We start from the raw sequence: 15,445 nt of genomic DNA, 5'->3' as shown, positions 1-15,445 counted from the left end.
GGTATCCTTCTTGGGATACCTTTTTTACTTTATTATTTTGCAACTTCTGTCCACTTGTAGTTAAACTCACCGCCGAAGTCAGTTGTTACAAGTCCTTTAATAAATCCGCGTTGTAAGTAAGAACGACCTTGTTGGTATAAAGGAGCGACAGCACCGTCTTGTAATAGGATTTTTTCAGCTTGCTTCATTGCTTCCCAGCGTGCTTTTTCATCACCGGCTAAATCTGTTTTTACTTTATGAATTAGCTCATCATACTCTTTATTAGAGTATTTATCGAAGTTGTAAGCACTATCTGTTGTAAATAAATCTAAGAATGTAATTGGATCAGCGAAGTCAGGGCCCCAGCCATCGATTCCGATTTCATAATCACCACTTAATAGTAGTTTTAACTGTTGTTTACGTGGTTGTGGTTTTAAATTCACTGTTAAGCCATCTAAGTTCTTTTCTAGTTCACCTTTTAAATATTCACCAGTCTTTTTAGCTAAAGCATTATCACTAGTTAATAGTTCGATTGTTACTTTGTCAGTACCAAGTTCTTGCTTCGCTTTTTTCCAGTTTTCTTTCGCTGTTTTCACATCATCTTTGACTAGATTTCCATTTTCTTTACGGAAGTCATTGCCTTCTGGACTCTTTGCGAATTTCGCAGGAACCATTCCTTCAGCTGGAACAGCGCCGTTATTTAAAATTGTTTCTACGTATGCCTTTTTATTCATTGCGCCGTTAATAGCAAGGCGTGCATGTTGATTTTTTAATGTTTCATTTTTTTGATTGAGTCGTAAAAATTGAATGCCAACTTCAGCTCGTTCTTTGAAGTTTGGATCGCTCTTATATTTATCAACAAACTCCGCATTCAAAGCAACACGATCAATTTGTCCTGAATCATATAAGTTAACTTCTGTAGATTTATCCTTAACGACATTGAAGTTGATTTCTTCTAATTTTACCGTTTTAGCATCCCAATAGTTAGGATTCTTTTTCAATTGGAAGCTTTGTTCATGTTTCCAGTTATCTAATGTGAAAGCACCGTTGTAAATTAAATGATTTGTTTCTAAACCGTATTTATCACCTTGAGATTTTAAGTACTCTTCATTAATTGGTAAGAATGTTGAGAATGTCGTTAAGTTTAAGAAGTAGGGAACAGGACGATCTAGTTGTACTTCTAAAGTTTTGTCATCAAGAGCTTTAATACCTAATTGATCAACCGGTAATTGTTTTTGGTTTATTTGTTTCGCATTCTTTATATCGAAGAATAAGAATGCATATTCAGCTGCGGTATCAGGATTTACGGCACGTTGCCAAGCGAAGACGAAATCTTTTGCTGTAACAGGAGTACCGTTTGACCATTTTGAATCACGCAGGTGGAATGTATATTTTGTTTTATCGGGACTAACGTCAACCGACTCAGCAACACCCGGAATCGGTTTATTATCTTCTCCCATTGCATATAAACCTTCAAAAACATTTCGCATTACGTTCATGGATTCACCATCCGTTGCTTTTGCAACATCCATTGTTGGAATTTCTGAAGCGAATGATAAGTTAATGGCCTGTTTATCAGGTGCTTTATCATTTGCTTTCGCTCCGCTTGCATTATCTTTATTTCCCCCGCAAGCAGTTAGTAATAGACTTGCCCCTAAAACAGATGCAACAACAGGTACAACTTTTTTCTTCATTGTTCGTTCCTCCCTAAATGTGTTGTTTGTAACGTCATAATGTCCATGTCTTGAAGTGTAACTATAGAAGAAGAGAAAACCTATTATAAAAATGTGCATGTAGGTCATCAGGTGTTCTATATGTATATACATGTTGAACTATAATCTATCGTTATATGTTTCAACGTAGAAGACATTATATTTTGATGGTTAAATATTTAGTTTCTTTGATTATTTAGAATATTAACACTGGAAAGAACTATATGTCAATAATAAAAAATGGAGTATTATTTTTTAAAAATAATATATTGAAAAAGCGGATTTTCTCCTAATGAGAAATCCGCTTTTGATACATTTTTCCAATAAAACAATTGGTATGGGTAGAAAAACTTCAATTCAGGTTGCCTTTTATTTTTCAATTTGTGCCCATTTGAAGTTTAATTGACCTGCAAAGTCTACTTGCACAATTCCTTTCACATAAGAACGTTCTAAATAAGATTCACCTTTTTGGTAAAGAGGAGCGATAACAGAGTCTTTAAATAATATTTTCTCGGATGCCAGTAATGCTTCCCAGCGAGCTTTTTCATCACCAGCTAAAGTTGTTTTCACTTTTGCTATTGTTTCATCGAACTCCTTATTAGAGTAATGATCTAAGTTGTAAGGGTTATTCGTTGTAAATAGTTCAAGGAATGTAATTGGATCCGCAAAATCAGGGCTCCAGCCGTCAATTCCGATTTCGTAGTCACCTTTTAATAAAAGTGAAACTTGTTGTTTACGCGGTTGTGGTTTTACATTTACTGTTAATCCGTCTAAATTCTTTTCTAGTTGCCCTTTTAAGAACTCGCCAGTTTTCTTCTCAAGGTCACCATCACTTGTTAATAATTCTAATGTGATCTTTTCAGAACCAAGCTCTTGTTTTGCCTTCTTCCACAATTCTTGTGCAGATTTTGTATTGATTTTTGTTAAATCCCCGTTTGCAGTACGGAAGTCTGTTCCGTCAGGCCCCTTTGTAAAGTTTTTCGGCACGAGACTAAAGGTTGGTGTAGAGCCATCATTTAATAACGTATTTACAAAGGATTTTCGATCAATTGTTTGATCGATTGCTTGGCGTGCAGAAACATTTTGAAGTACTTTGTTTTGTTGATTCATACGTAAAAACTGGACCCCTACGTTCGGGCGTTCTTTAAAGTTGGCATCTTTTTTATATTTATCAACGAAGTCAGATGTTAGTTTTATACGGTCTAATTGTTTAGATTCGAATAAATTTACTTCTGTAGATTTTTCTTTTACGACGTTAAAATTGATTTCTTCTAGTTTGACAGTATCTTTATCCCAATAGCTAGGGTTTTTCTTGAATTTAAAGCTTTGTTCATGCTTCCAATCGCTTAGTGTAAAAGCTCCATTGTACAAGATTGCATTATCTTCTAAAGCGTACTTATCACCTTGTGCTTTAAAGAATTCCTCGTTAATTGGTAGAAATGTTGGGAACGCTGTTAAGCTAATAAAATACGGAACAGGACGCTCTAATTCTACCTCAAACGTATGGTCATCAATTGCTTTTACACCAAGTTGGTCGGCTGGAAGTTCTTTGTTGTTAATTTTTGTTGCGTTTTTAATATCAAAGAATAAAAATGCATATTCAGAGGCTGTTGCTGGATCGACAGCTCTTTGCCAAGCGAAGACGAAATCTTTCGCGGTAACAGGCGTACCGTTTGACCATTTTGAATCTCGTAAATGGAATGTGTATTTCGTTTTATCGCCACTTACTTCATGAGATTTTGCAACACCAGGGACAGGTTTGTTACCTTCACCAAGATTATACAAGCCTTCAAATACGTTTCTCATCACTTGACCAGAATCAGTATCTGTAGCACGAGCTGTATCCATTGTTCGTATTTCAGTAGGTGAAGATAAGTTTAAAACCTGTTTACTAGGTGCCTCGCCTTTTGCATTTGCTCCGCTTGCTTCGTTTTTATAACTACCGCAACCAGTTAATAAAATACTTACTCCTACAACTGATGCGATACCGGGTACAAACTTCTTTTTCATTTGATTTTCCTCCTAAATAATTAAGTTTGGATGATGATGAGGGAAATGAAAAATAAAAAATCCCTCTTTTCGTATTGAGAAAGAGGGATTTTTACGTACAAGTTATGCACCCGTATATAAACGAAGTCCCTCATTCTATCTTTCAAGCACAAAGCTTGCAGGAAGTGGCACAGTATTCAAAATGAACCTGCTGCCGAGGTTTCAAAGGGCCAGTCCCTCCACCTCTCTTGATACAATGAGTAAACGAATAAATTTTATTAATTTTTGTGTTTCTTTGATAATTCAAAATCTTACACCTTGGATAATGAAGTGTCAACCGGATGGAATATAGTTTAAATTTTCAGTTTTATTTAACGTAAAAACCACTGCATATGGCAGTGGTTTTTCTACTAGAAGTTAAAGTTATCTGGATCTGGACCAACGCGACGATCTTCATTTAGAGCTTGAATTGCTTTCATGTCATCAGCACTTAATTCAAAATCGAATATATTTGCATTTTCAATAATGCGATGTTCTTTAATAGATTTAGGGATTGTTACAACTTCGTTTTGTAGATCCCAGCGTAAAATAATTTGTGCAGTTGATTTATTATATTTTGTAGCAATGTCTTGTAATGTTGGGTTATCCAGTAGCTGTCCTTGCATTAATGGCGACCAAGCTTCAAGCTGAATGTTATGTTCTTTACAGAAAGCATGTAATTCTTCTTGTGCTAAACGTGGGTGGTATTCCACTTGGTTGACCATTGGCTTAATTTCAGCAATTTCAAATACGTCTTGTAAGTGGTGAATGTGGAAATTACTCACACCGATAGCGCGAACACGGCCATCTTTATAAAGCTTTTCTAATGCTTTCCATGATTCAGTATATTTCCCTTTTACAGGCCAATGTACTAAATATAAATCTAAATATTCTAGACCTAATTTTTCTAATGTAGTTTCAAATGCTTGGAGTGTTGTTTCATATCCTTGATCGCTATTCCATACTTTTGATGTAATAAATAATTCTTCACGTGAAACACCTGATTCACGAATCGCTTGTCCAACGCCTTCTTCATTTTGATAGATTGCTGCAGTGTCGATGCTGCGGTAGCCATTTTTAATTGCTGCTTTTACAGAATCAATTACTTCTGAACCATCTTCTACTTTAAAAACACCTAAACCGAACCAAGGCATTTTTACACCGTTATGTAATGTTGTATAGTCTTTTAAACTTGTTAAACTCATATTATTTCCCCCTAGCTTTTTTGTTTGTTGCTTCTACTGCTTTTTGAATTGCCTCTGAAAAATTATACTCATATAAAGTTTTGAGACCTTCAGCTGTGGAACCACCTGGCGTTGTTACTTGTTCGCGGAGGTTAGCCGGATTTTGCGTTTGTTCAAGCATAGAAGCAGAGCCAGAAATCATTTGAATGACAAGGTGTTTTGCGGTTGCTTCATCGACTCCATAACTTTTTGTTGCTTCAATCAAGCTTTCAGCAAAGTAATAAAGGAAAGCTGGTGCACTTCCAGTAACTGCAGTAAGCTGATGAACTTCCTCTTCAGTGCAAAGTTGCGAAGTACCAATGCCTCTTAAAAGCAGTTGCAGGGTTTCTTGATGCATCTCGGTTACTGATTGTCCCATTGTATATAAGGAGATTGACTTCCCAATTTCAGCAGCTGTATTTGGCATAATCCAAGCAACAGGCGTGTCCTTAGGTAGTCTAGCTTCTAAATAAGATGGGCCAATGCCAGCAGCTACCGTTACGACAAGTTGATTTGATAGTAACGGAGATAACTCTGCTAATAATTCTTCATGTGCAGAAGGCGGCATTGCTAAAACAATCGTATTAACAGATGTAACATGCTGCTTCCAATCTGTTGTAATAGACACATTATAGCACCCTTTTAATTGTTCTAGCTTTTCTACGTTGCTACGGTTAGAAACGATAATTTCTTCGATGTATTCTTTGCTTGTTTTAAGTAATCCGGAAAATATAGCTTCTGCCATACGACCAGCACCAATAAATAAAATTCGATGTTTAGTTAGCATATCCTTTATTCCTTTCTAGTGGAGATATGTTATAAAAAACGATACCATTTTTAAGAGAATTTTGTAAAAAGAAAAGACTTATCGTGAAAAGGATGAAAATGGAGGGAGGAGGGTTAATGCAAATAAGGTTATAAATATTATTATATTTAAAAAATAGTTGTAATAAAAAATCCCTGAAGCATAATTGCTTCAGGGATTAATAGACTATAAGTTTATGCTTTTGTCATACCAAGTAATACAGCGCCGCCGATAATTAAAACACTACCTAGTGCAATAAAGATCAATTGACGTTTTGTTTTCTTTTCACCTAAGAAGACAATCGCACCGAATGTTGAGATAACGATTCCAGTTTGAGATAATGGGAAGCTTGTTGCCACTCCAACACGTGGTAATGAAAGAAGTAAGAATAAGTTTCCTGTTCCCCATAGTAAACCAGATAAAGCATTACGGATTGCATATTTGTTAAATGGCTTATGTTTAGATGTCAGTACAACCGCACCAACAAACATACCAACTGCTTGTGGTAAAATAGCAGACCAACCATCGATATTATACCAACGAATGATAATTACATATACAAGGTAGCCGAAAGTAGAAACAATTAAAGTAAGAAGTCCTTTTTTCAATTGTCCTGGTGGCTGAGCATTTTCTTTGTCATCTAGTGATGTGAATACAACACCAACTACGATTAATAGGATTGCAATCGTTCCCATAATGATTGTAGTAGTAGTAGTCCACTCACGGAAAGCGATAACCCCAAAGATAGAAGTTGCAACAAGTTGCATACCAGTAGAAATCGTTACAGTAGTAGAAACACCTAACTTTTCAACTGTTTTTAATTGGTTTACTTGTCCTAAAGCCCAGAATAAACCTGAAATAAAACCAACAATCAAGATTGTCATTGTTAAAGCCGGTTGAGTAAATACATACATAATTGTTGCGAAGAATAGAGCGCCGATTGTCATACCTACCGTTTGGCTATATGCACCACCGCCCATTTTTACGCTTACTAATAAGATGTTTCCCCATGCAATTGCAGGAAGAAGCGCTAATAAAATGTCCATTACAAGACTCCCTTCGGTTTTCTATACCAATATAATTACATATCGTTCTAACGATCGGTAATGCCCCACTAATAGAGTAGAAGATTACCGATCGCTAAAACAGGATGAAGAACTTACGATATAAATGCGTTTTCATTTCTTCATTTTTTGAAACACCTCCATATAATAACAGGAAATTGCCTATTTTAGAAAGTGAATTCAAATAAAATGTATATTTAAATAAAAGGTAAAATTCAGTTATTTCCCGATGGTATATTTTATTTCCTAAGAAATAAAAAAAGCAGCTTCAAAAAAAGCTGCTTTAAGAGTTAGTGATTCTTTTATTAATAAGCTGAATACATAGCAAAAATAGGAGGGACATACTAATAGTGATAACTACTAGTGTCCAGGCGAGCTGCATATTACTTGCATCAATTGCCATGTAAATTGCAGTTGGGATCGTCTGTGTTTTACCAGGAATGTTCCCAGCAAACATGAGTGTAGCACCAAACTCACCGAGCGCACGAACAAAGCTCAAAATCATTCCGCTTAGTAAGGCAGGAAATGCAAGCGGAAGTGTGACGTGTAGAAAAACTTGATATTCACTTGCACCAAGGTCACGAGCACTTTCTTCAATTTGTACATTCGCGATAGAAAATCCTGTTTTTGCTGATTGGTACATAAGCGGAAATGCAACAACTGTAGAAGCAATGATAGCAGCAGTAGATGTGAACATAATAGACTGCTGAAATATTGATTCTATCCACGTTCCAATGGGACTGTTATTTCCAAAAATGATAATGAGAAAAAAGCCGATTACAGTTGGCGGAAGTACCATTGGTAATAAGAAAATAGTTTCTAATATTACTTTATATCTCCATGAGGAGCGTGCTAGTGCTCGTCCGATAATCGTTCCTAAAATTGTAACGATAATGGTGGCACATGCAGCTACTCGTAAAGATAGAAAGATTGGTGACAAAATAACATCAAAGCTCATGGCAATTATGATAGGACTGTAAATCCATATTTCTTAAAGATAGATTGTGCATCTTTTGACTGCAAATACTCATAAAATGAAGTCGCCTCTTTCTTATGCTTAGATTCCTTTATAATACCTAAAGGATAGTGGATTGGTTCATGAGAAGTCGCTGCTGCTGTTTCACCAATCTTTACTTTGTCTGAAATGAGAGCATCTGTTTTATATACAATACCAGCATCGACATTACCTGTTTCTACATATGTTAACACTTGGCGAACATCTTTTGTAAATACGATTTTATTTTGAATGTCATTCCATAGATTTTCATGGGTGAGAGAAGCCTTTGCGTATTTTCCCGCAGGTACAGATTCAGGTGTACCAAGTGCGATTTTCTTAATTTTTTCATCTTTTAAATCTTGAATTTTTGTAAGAGAACTATCTTTTGGGACGACTAGAACGAGCTCATTTCCAAGAAGATTTTTCCCTTCTTTTTCATTAATGAATCCTTTTTTAACAAGAGTTTGGAATTTATCTTCAGCTGCTGAGAAGAATAAATCAGCAGGTGCACCTTGTTCAATTTGTTGTTGAAGTGCACCAGAAGCGCCGAAGTTAAAAGAAAGTTTAATAGTAGGTTCTTTTTCTTTATATTTTGTTTCAATTTCTTTTAATGCATCTTGTAAGCTTGCAGCTGCTGATATAGTAAGTTCGACTGTTTTTCCTTCTTTGGCAGTTGATTTCTCTTTCTTCTCTCCGCTTGTACATGCAACACTAAATATAAGAAGAAAAGAAAGTATAAGTGCCCCGATGGATCGTAATGTAAACTTATTCATAAAAAAATCCCCTTTCGTTTTGACATATTCAATTATAACTAAATATAACTAAATATAACTAGTTATAATTGAATATAATTTGAACGATGTAGTTGTTTTTAAAATATAGGAGAAATATTCTTTTCTTTGTTACAATGAAGAAAGAAAGTGAGGAATCGTCTATGGATCATCATTCCTACACAACGGAAGAAGTAGCAAAGCGATTAAAAGTATCGAAATTAACTGTATACGACTTAATTAAAAAAGGAGAACTTCCTTCTTATAGAGTTGGTAGACAGATGCGCATTGATGCAGAAGATTTAGAACAATATATTAAGCAAATGAAAACGGGGAAAATACAAGGTACTCCTGTAAAGAGCGAAGATAGTAGAGGCTTGGGTACATGTATTATTAGCGGGCAAGAACTAACATTAGATATGCTGGCAAAACGTATAGAAAATCGCCTGCCAAGTTCAAATATATTACGGGCATATCAAGGTAGTTTAACGAGTTTAGTAAAGATGTATCAAGGAGAAGGAAGTATCGTTAGCTTGCATTTGTTTGATGGAGAAACGGATACATATAATGTTCCGTATGTAAAACGTATTTTAGTTGGACAACCATGTATTATGATTAATTTATTAGCAAGGAACGTTGGGTTTTATGTGCAAAAGGGGAATCCAAAAAATATAAAAACATGGGCTGATTTATCTCAATCGTCTATACGATTTGTAAATCGAGAAAAAGGTTCTGGCATTAGGGTGTTAGTCGATGAACAATTGCGAATTCAAAAGTTAAATAAAGAACGTATTAGTGGATATGAATGGGAAGAATCAAATCATCTTGGTGTTGCCACGCAAGTCGCGAATGGAAAAGCTGATGTGGGAGTAGGTTCAGAAAAATTTTCGCAAATTGTAAATGTAGATTTTATTCCAATCATGAAAGAACAGTATGATTTAGTGATTTTGAAGAATAAAGAAAATGAAGAGCTGATTGAAGTCGTGAAAGACATTCTACAATCGGAAGAATTTCATAATGAATTAAAAGCAATTGGCGGATACGATATGACGAAAACAGGTCAAATTATATATGAAATAAAGTGAAACTTTAATCAGTGGGGGTTTTCTTCATCCCCCACTGATTATTAGTTGAACCAATCGGACTTTTATGGGCAGTTGATCCCCCACCAAACTTCTTTGCTTTCGCTGAATTTTGAGGTGGGGGTCTTACTGCCCATTAAAGCGGGATAAACTAAAAAGCTGCTTGTCTATAAGACGAGCAGCTTTTTCTATATATAAAGGGGTTTGGGGAAACAAAGTGTTAAACAAGACCTTGAGCAAGTGTGTAAATGAAAGCTGTAAGAAGAGTCGCTCCACTTGCAAGTCCTAAAAAGTCTGATTTGTTGAAAGTAATGTTGTTCATTATAATCTCTCCTTATTTGTTTAATGTAGTTGCAATAGCTTTTGCATCGACAAGTGCGGATAGCACCATGCCCATTGTATTTAAAAATTTGTTTGATTTCATTTTGTTCATCATGCGTATCCGCTCCTTTTCGAATTGTTGTTGCCCTGCTTTATGTCTTAATTATAGGAAATATGATCGGTTACAACTATCGAATTAGCTTACGGAAGGCTTACACTTTTGTAAGAAAAAAAGACATTCGCGTAAGAATGTCCTTTAAAGCATGTTGATATGATGATGCTCTTCAATTGTTTTTAAAAAGCTGCGCATTGAATTCGTCATATAGCTATCTTTACGACGTATGAAAACCGTTGAAATACTACCATATTTTTCAGGGATTGCATGACAATGCACTTTACCTGCTTTAGAAAGATGATGGACAGCAGACTGGGGTACGAGTGTAATCCCAAGGCCGAGTGCAACACTGTTTAATATTGTCTCTAATATATTAAATTCCATAATTCTTTTTGGTAGCAAACCTTCGTCTTTCAGCCATCGTTCTAGTTTGGAACGGTATCCACATCCTTGGTTAAAAACGAGTAGGGGTGTTGTTGTAAATTCTTCTATATGAAAAGCTTTATTCTGTGTTATAAGCATTAATTTTTCTGTACTAACATCGTATTGTTCGATTAGTGGATGTTTAATAGGACCTGATATAAAGGCACCATCTAATTGATGATCAAGTACTTGTCTAATTAATTCTTCTGTTAGACCCGCTTGTAATGATAAATCGACGTTCGGATAGCTTTTATAGTAAGAAGATAAAATGGTAGGTAATGTACTTACTGTTTCGACAGTACCGATTTTTAATATGCCAGAGGGTGTTTCACTATCTAAAAATACTTGTTTTAGCTCATCAACATCTTGCAAAATTTTATTAACATAAACGAGCATTTTTCTTCCTTCAGCTGTTAAAGTCATGCCTCTTTTATGACGATAAAAGAGCGGTGTTTTCAGCTCGTTTTCCAGTTGTTTAATACGTGCAGTTACATTTGATTGTACGTAGTTTAATTCCTTTGCTGCACCGGTTACACTACCGCGGTCGGCAACGCTTTGGAAGATTTGTAAGTCTCTTAATTCCATAGTATGATCCTCCTTGATGTTAACTATCATTATAAGTGATAGTTAACATCATTTTGAATCATTTTACGTGATATATTTTTTCTTTTACAATTCTCTTTGTGCAAATAGAAAGAAGCGGGGGAATTGTGTTGAGAAAAGGTCAAATGATAATAGGGGCTTTAGCATGTTTAATTGCAAGTATGTCATGGGGGGCAATGTTTCCGGTTGCTGATCATGCGCTAGAATACATAGATCCATTTTATTTTTCGCTCATTCGCTATGGAGCGGTGGCGATCGTACTTATTGTATTGTTGTTAATGAAAGAAGGAAAACAGGCATTTCGTTTAGAGGGAAGAGGAAAGTTACTCGTCTTTTTCGGAACGATGGCGTTTACTGTATATAATGTACTTATATTTTTAGGTCAAATGTTAATGGGGAAATCAGGCGTGATGGTAGCTTCTATTATGGAAGCACTTATGCCGATGATTTCTATTTGTATTCTATGGGGATATAAGCATGTAAAACCGAAAAAGTATATGATAACGAGCATGATTATCGCTTTTGTAGGAGCTGTATTCGTTATTACGAAAGGTGATGTGAGTTTCTTTTTAACATTGAAAGATAACATGTTTTCACTGGCCTTTATATTTGTTGGTGTTGTAGGTTGGGTTATTTATACGATGGGTGGTCAAACGTGTAGCGATTGGTCAACATTACGTTATTCTACGTTGACGTGTGTATTCGGTACGACTGTCACAGGGATTATAACTGTAATTATTACATCGCTTGGATACGTATCGGTTCCGAGTGTGGGAACGATTTCTATTGTGAAATATGATTTATTGTTTATGATGACATTACCAGGTATCGTAGCGTTACTCGCTTGGAACTATGGTGTGAAAATTTTATCATCTATTAATGGGATTTTATTTATTAACTTTGTACCGATTACGACTTTAATGATTATGATGATGCAAGGATATCAAATAACGATGTTTGATATTGTAGGAACTTTACTTGTTATTGCGGCACTTATTCGCAATAACGTTTGTCAGAGAAAAGAAGAAAATATAAATAAGAAGATTTTACAAGAAGAGCAATTACGCCAAGCTGTTTAATAGGCAATTGGAGGATTTCACATGTTAGAAAGTTTATTGTTTTTCTTCGCCGTCGGAGTTGCCTGCGAGCTTGCAGCAATTAACCGAAATGGTCGTAAAAAGATAAAACAACAAGCTGAGATGATACAGCTTTTAAAAGAATTGAAAGAAAGAAAAATGTAAAAAGACGACCGGGCATAGACGGTCGTCTTTTTCTATATAAAGGGGAAAGGGGACACAAAGTTATACAAGCGTAGCAGCGTAAATAAAAGCAGTAAGAAGAAGAGAGCCGCTAGCTAATCCTAAAAAATCTAATTTGTTAAAAGTGATGTTATTCATGATACATTCTCCTTACTTGTTTAATGTAGAAGCAACAGCTTTTGCATCGATTAGAGCGGAAAATACCATGCCCATTGTATTTAAAAAATTATTCGTTTTCATCGTGTTCATCATATTGATCCGCTCCTTTTCGAATAGTTGTTGTTTCTTTCTGACTTAATTGTATGAAATATTTTGGGAAGTAACTATCGAATTAGCTTACAAGAAAATTACACTTTTGTAAGAATTGAAATGTAACAATTAATACTTAAAATTATTACCAACTCCTAAAACTTAGTGTTATAATCGTTGTAAGAGAATGATTATAATTCGGATATTCAGAAAGGAACGAAACAAATGTATAAACCAATTACATTTTTGTTGAAATATATATTTAAAACAGCTGGGAAAGTAGAAGTGCAAGGAAGAGAAAAGTTACCAGAAGGTGGCCCATATGTTGTTGCATGTACACATACAAGTTTTATGGATGTATTAATGTTAGCTACAGGGATGTACCCGACCCAAATTCATTACATGGCAAAAAAAGAGTTATTTGAAGGGAAGTTCAAAAATTGGTTCTTTAAAAATGTGAATGCATTCCCTGTAGATCGTGCGAATCCAGGACCGAGTACACTTAAAATTCCATCACGCCTATTAAAAGAAGGAAAAGTAGTAGGGATTTTTCCGAGTGGGACGAGATCAACAGAAGACGTTTCATTAAAAGCTGGAGCTGTTACGATTGCGCTGCGTTCTAACGTTCCGTTAGTACCGGCAGCTTATATTGGTCCATCAAGTGTAAAAGAATTGATAAAAGGGAAAAAAGCGCAATTAGTTTTTGGTGATCCAATTCAAATTGATGCCGGAGAACAAATAGATCGAAAAACAGCTATGAAAATGATGACAGATCAATTAAATGAGAAGTTTGAGGAGCTAAAGGAAACTTTGCAATCACATCAAAAGTAAGAAAAGACGACCGGGCATAGACGGTCGTCTTTTCTATTACTATTTATAATAAAGGGGAAAGGGGACACAAAATTTATACAAGCGTAGCGGCGTAAATAAAAGCAGTAAGAAGAATCGAGCCACTAGCTAATCCTACAAAATCTAATTTGTTAAAAGTGATGTTATTCATCATGCATTCTCCTTACTTGTTTAATGTAGAAGCAACAGCTTTTGCATCGATAAGAGCGGAAAATACCATGCCCATTGTATTGAAGAAATTGTTTATTTTCATTGTGTTCATCATATGAATCCGCTCCTTTTCGAGTAATTGTTGCCCTGTTTCTGACTTAATTGTATGAAATATTGCGGAGAGTCACTATCGAATTAGCTTACAGGAAAATTACACTTTTGTAAGAAAAACGAATGAAGTTGTAATGATAAGAAGATTTGACATATGTTGATGGGATTCATTAAGTTAAAAGTAGAGGTGAGTGTATGGCTAATATTAAAGATATCGCAAAGATGGCGGGAGTTTCAGTTACGACTGTTTCGAGAGTATTGAATGATCATCCGTACGTAAGTGAAGAGAAAAGGAAAGCGGTTATAGAGATAGTTGAGAAGTTGAATTACTCACAAAACGCAAATGCTGTTCATTTATCAAAAGGGAAAACGAATATCGTTGGTGTGATTTTACCGTATATTAATCATCCATGTTTTGATGCGATGGTGGGCGGGATGATGGAGGTGGCGTTAGCTCATAATTACAGAGTGCTACTTTGCCAAACGAATTATAATGAAAAAGAAGAAATGAAAAGTTTACATATGTTAAAAACAAAACAATTGGATGGTCTGATTATTTGTTCTCGTGCGAATGAATGGGAAACGATAGAGCCGTATGCTTCCTATGGGACGATTGTTGCTTGTGAAGATAATGATATTTCAAATATCTCAAGTGTATATACGAACCATTCGGCAGCTTTTCAATTAGGAATGGATTATTTAATTGGGAAAGGTTATAAAAAAATTGGTTATTGTACGGGAAGGAAATTAGGACCGAGTAGTCAAAAGCGTTTTGATGTTTATAAACAACGATTGCAATCTATAGATGAAGAAGTGAATGAAGAGTGGATTTTCACAGAATGTTTTACATTAGAAGATGGTGTGAAAGTGGCTCATAAATTAAAGGGGATGCAGGATCTTCCCGAAGCATTAATAGTAGCAGGAGATGAAGTTGCGATTGGAGTTATGACAGAAGCTGAAAAATTAGGTATTCAAGTTCCTGAGGATTTAGCGATTATTGGCTTTGATAATCAACCTATTTCGCAAGTGTTGCAACTTACAACCATTGATCAAAATTTAAAGGAGATAGGTAAAAAGGCTTTTGAAATGTTTTATAGGAAAATAAGTGATGAAAGTTCTAAACAAGAAAAGTTGGAAATTCCATACGAACTTGTGGAACGCTCTACAGTTTAATTTTAATCCGTTATGTGTACATCACATAACGGATTATTTTTTTGAAATATCTTTGACAGGAAACGCGTTTCATACTTTATAAAGAAGTTAAACCGGTTTGTAACAATCCATGGATTCTTTTCAAGAATAATATTTGGAGGGATATGCATGAATGAACTTTTATTAAGTATGAAAAAGTATATAGAGGATGACGAAAAGATTTTAGCCTTTGTAGTAGGGGTCTTTGAGAAGGATAATTTTATGTTATGTTATCAACATGGAATTTTTGTTGCCACTACTAGACGTCTCCTGTTTTACGGGAAATTTCCGTACTATCCTTCAACATTTAAAGAGTACTCATATTTGCATATAGATAGCATAGATTTTCATCCGTACTTTGAGTTTACTTGTAATCATGAAACGGTTAGAGCTAAGCATATTCAGAAAGGGAATGTGGAGCGATTTGTCCGTACAGTGAGAATGAATATGAATAATTAACCACCCCTTTGTTTAAACATAATATCTCGATTTTTAAGAGGTAAAATGCGGAATA

17 protein-coding genes and 1 riboswitch are annotated in these 15,445 nt (G+C 35.2%); of the genes, 6 read left to right on the top strand and 11 right to left on the bottom strand.

The genetic code is table 11. The features are described from left to right. Positions 1-32: 32 nt before the first annotated feature. The 7 genes from QCI44_RS27250 to modA form a co-directional block, all read right to left on the bottom strand. Positions 33-1,673 (bottom strand): peptide ABC transporter substrate-binding protein, encoded by a 1,641-nt coding sequence (locus QCI44_RS27250; RefSeq protein WP_016133453.1) that lies wholly within the window; start codon positions 1,671-1,673, stop codon positions 33-35. 387 nt (positions 1,674-2,060) lie between these two features. Further along, positions 2,061-3,701 (bottom strand): peptide ABC transporter substrate-binding protein, encoded by a 1,641-nt coding sequence (locus QCI44_RS27245; protein WP_016089631.1) that lies wholly within the window; start codon positions 3,699-3,701, stop codon positions 2,061-2,063. 132 nt (positions 3,702-3,833) lie between these two features. Continuing rightward, positions 3,834-3,938, bottom strand: a riboswitch (SAM riboswitch). Positions 3,939-4,090: 152 nt separating this feature from the next. Next, positions 4,091-4,924 (bottom strand): aldo/keto reductase, encoded by an 834-nt coding sequence (locus tag QCI44_RS27240; protein ID WP_016089630.1) that lies wholly within the window; start codon positions 4,922-4,924, stop codon positions 4,091-4,093. Position 4,925: 1 nt separating this feature from the next. Further along, complete coding sequence (proC, locus tag QCI44_RS27235) at positions 4,926-5,729, bottom strand: pyrroline-5-carboxylate reductase (protein ID WP_016089629.1); 804 nt, start codon at positions 5,727-5,729, stop codon at positions 4,926-4,928. 212 nt (positions 5,730-5,941) lie between these two features. Beyond that, positions 5,942-6,793, bottom strand: coding sequence for a GRP family sugar transporter (locus QCI44_RS27230; RefSeq protein ID WP_016089628.1), 852 nt, complete (start codon positions 6,791-6,793; stop codon positions 5,942-5,944). Positions 6,794-7,094: 301 nt separating this feature from the next. Then, complete coding sequence (gene modB, locus QCI44_RS27225; protein WP_016089627.1) at positions 7,095-7,769, bottom strand: molybdate ABC transporter permease subunit; 675 nt, start codon at positions 7,767-7,769, stop codon at positions 7,095-7,097. A gap of 5 nt (positions 7,770-7,774) precedes the next feature. Beyond that, complete coding sequence (gene modA, locus QCI44_RS27220; RefSeq protein ID WP_016089626.1) at positions 7,775-8,581, bottom strand: molybdate ABC transporter substrate-binding protein; 807 nt, start codon at positions 8,579-8,581, stop codon at positions 7,775-7,777. A 134-nt stretch (positions 8,582-8,715) separates the two neighbouring features. Between modA and QCI44_RS27215 the strand changes: the two genes are divergently transcribed. Continuing rightward, the gene (locus QCI44_RS27215) at positions 8,716-9,663 is read left to right on the top strand and encodes a helix-turn-helix transcriptional regulator (RefSeq protein WP_080118132.1); all 948 of its coding nucleotides are present in this window, start codon (positions 8,716-8,718) and stop codon (positions 9,661-9,663) included. Positions 9,664-9,880: 217 nt separating this feature from the next. On the opposite strand, the gene QCI44_RS27210 is transcribed toward QCI44_RS27215, so the two are convergent. Continuing rightward, complete coding sequence (locus QCI44_RS27210) at positions 9,881-9,982, bottom strand: DUF3948 family protein (protein ID WP_016089624.1); 102 nt, start codon at positions 9,980-9,982, stop codon at positions 9,881-9,883. A gap of 255 nt (positions 9,983-10,237) precedes the next feature. After that, positions 10,238-11,104 (bottom strand): LysR family transcriptional regulator, encoded by an 867-nt coding sequence (locus QCI44_RS27205; RefSeq protein ID WP_016089622.1) that lies wholly within the window; start codon positions 11,102-11,104, stop codon positions 10,238-10,240. A gap of 128 nt (positions 11,105-11,232) precedes the next feature. Between QCI44_RS27205 and QCI44_RS27200 the strand changes: the two genes are divergently transcribed. Together QCI44_RS27200 and QCI44_RS27195 are read left to right on the top strand one after the other, a co-directional pair. Beyond that, a complete protein-coding gene (locus QCI44_RS27200) occupies positions 11,233-12,201 on the top strand; it encodes a DMT family transporter (protein WP_033659609.1) in 969 nt (322 codons plus the stop codon). Between the two features lie 21 nt (positions 12,202-12,222). After that, positions 12,223-12,363: a YrzO family protein gene (locus tag QCI44_RS27195; protein ID WP_000894068.1), complete on the top strand. Its 141-nt coding sequence runs from the start codon at positions 12,223-12,225 to the stop codon at positions 12,361-12,363. Positions 12,364-12,423: 60 nt separating this feature from the next. On the opposite strand, the gene QCI44_RS27190 is transcribed toward QCI44_RS27195, so the two are convergent. Continuing rightward, entirely contained in the window at positions 12,424-12,519 is a 96-nt protein-coding gene (locus QCI44_RS27190; protein WP_001060007.1) for a DUF3948 family protein, read from the bottom strand. Between the two features lie 336 nt (positions 12,520-12,855). Here QCI44_RS27190 and QCI44_RS27185 point away from each other — a divergent pair, with 336 nt between their 5' ends. After that, positions 12,856-13,461, top strand: a complete 606-nt coding sequence (locus tag QCI44_RS27185; RefSeq protein ID WP_016089620.1) for a lysophospholipid acyltransferase family protein — start codon at positions 12,856-12,858, stop codon at positions 13,459-13,461. 73 nt (positions 13,462-13,534) lie between these two features. Here QCI44_RS27185 and QCI44_RS27180 read toward each other — a convergent pair whose 3' ends face one another. Then, positions 13,535-13,630, bottom strand: coding sequence for a DUF3948 family protein (locus QCI44_RS27180; protein ID WP_080118129.1), 96 nt, complete (start codon positions 13,628-13,630; stop codon positions 13,535-13,537). 305 nt (positions 13,631-13,935) lie between these two features. On the opposite strand from QCI44_RS27180, the gene QCI44_RS27175 reads away from it, so the two are divergent. Both QCI44_RS27175 and QCI44_RS27170 read left to right on the top strand, forming a co-directional pair. Then, entirely contained in the window at positions 13,936-14,913 is a 978-nt protein-coding gene (locus tag QCI44_RS27175; protein WP_016089618.1) for a LacI family DNA-binding transcriptional regulator, read from the top strand. Between the two features lie 147 nt (positions 14,914-15,060). Then, positions 15,061-15,390, top strand: coding sequence for a PH domain-containing protein (locus tag QCI44_RS27170; protein WP_016089617.1), 330 nt, complete (start codon positions 15,061-15,063; stop codon positions 15,388-15,390). Positions 15,391-15,445 lie beyond the last annotated feature (55 nt).

This window comes from Bacillus cereus group sp. RP37, assembly GCF_040459695.1.
In the GTDB taxonomy this organism is placed as follows: Bacteria; Bacillota; Bacilli; order Bacillales; family Bacillaceae_G; genus Bacillus_A.
This window is presented reverse-complemented; position numbering and strand designations above follow the sequence as displayed.

Excerpts from the sequence above, each read along its gene's own strand:
- QCI44_RS27250 (WP_016133453.1), bottom strand. The coding sequence starts at position 1,673 with ATGAAGAAAAAAGTTGTACCTGTTGTTGCATCTGTTTTAGGGGCAAGT.
- QCI44_RS27245 (WP_016089631.1), bottom strand. The coding sequence starts at position 3,701 with ATGAAAAAGAAGTTTGTACCCGGTATCGCATCAGTTGTAGGAGTAAGT.
- QCI44_RS27240 (WP_016089630.1), bottom strand. The coding sequence starts at position 4,924 with ATGAGTTTAACAAGTTTAAAAGACTATACAACATTACATAACGGTGTA.
- proC (WP_016089629.1), bottom strand. The coding sequence starts at position 5,729 with ATGCTAACTAAACATCGAATTTTATTTATTGGTGCTGGTCGTATGGCA.
- QCI44_RS27230 (WP_016089628.1), bottom strand. The coding sequence starts at position 6,793 with ATGGACATTTTATTAGCGCTTCTTCCTGCAATTGCATGGGGAAACATC.
- modB (WP_016089627.1), bottom strand. The coding sequence starts at position 7,769 with ATGAGCTTTGATGTTATTTTGTCACCAATCTTTCTATCTTTACGAGTA.
- modA (WP_016089626.1), bottom strand. The coding sequence starts at position 8,581 with ATGAATAAGTTTACATTACGATCCATCGGGGCACTTATACTTTCTTTT.
- QCI44_RS27215 (WP_080118132.1), top strand. The coding sequence starts at position 8,716 with ATGAAGAAAGAAAGTGAGGAATCGTCTATGGATCATCATTCCTACACA.
- QCI44_RS27210 (WP_016089624.1), bottom strand. The coding sequence starts at position 9,982 with ATGAACAACATTACTTTCAACAAATCAGACTTTTTAGGACTTGCAAGT.
- QCI44_RS27205 (WP_016089622.1), bottom strand. The coding sequence starts at position 11,104 with ATGGAATTAAGAGACTTACAAATCTTCCAAAGCGTTGCCGACCGCGGT.
- QCI44_RS27195 (WP_000894068.1), top strand. The coding sequence starts at position 12,223 with ATGTTAGAAAGTTTATTGTTTTTCTTCGCCGTCGGAGTTGCCTGCGAG.
- QCI44_RS27190 (WP_001060007.1), bottom strand. The coding sequence starts at position 12,519 with ATGAATAACATCACTTTTAACAAATTAGATTTTTTAGGATTAGCTAGC.
- QCI44_RS27185 (WP_016089620.1), top strand. The coding sequence starts at position 12,856 with ATGTATAAACCAATTACATTTTTGTTGAAATATATATTTAAAACAGCT.
- QCI44_RS27180 (WP_080118129.1), bottom strand. The coding sequence starts at position 13,630 with ATGAATAACATCACTTTTAACAAATTAGATTTTGTAGGATTAGCTAGT.
- QCI44_RS27175 (WP_016089618.1), top strand. The coding sequence starts at position 13,936 with ATGGCTAATATTAAAGATATCGCAAAGATGGCGGGAGTTTCAGTTACG.
- QCI44_RS27170 (WP_016089617.1), top strand. The coding sequence starts at position 15,061 with ATGAATGAACTTTTATTAAGTATGAAAAAGTATATAGAGGATGACGAA.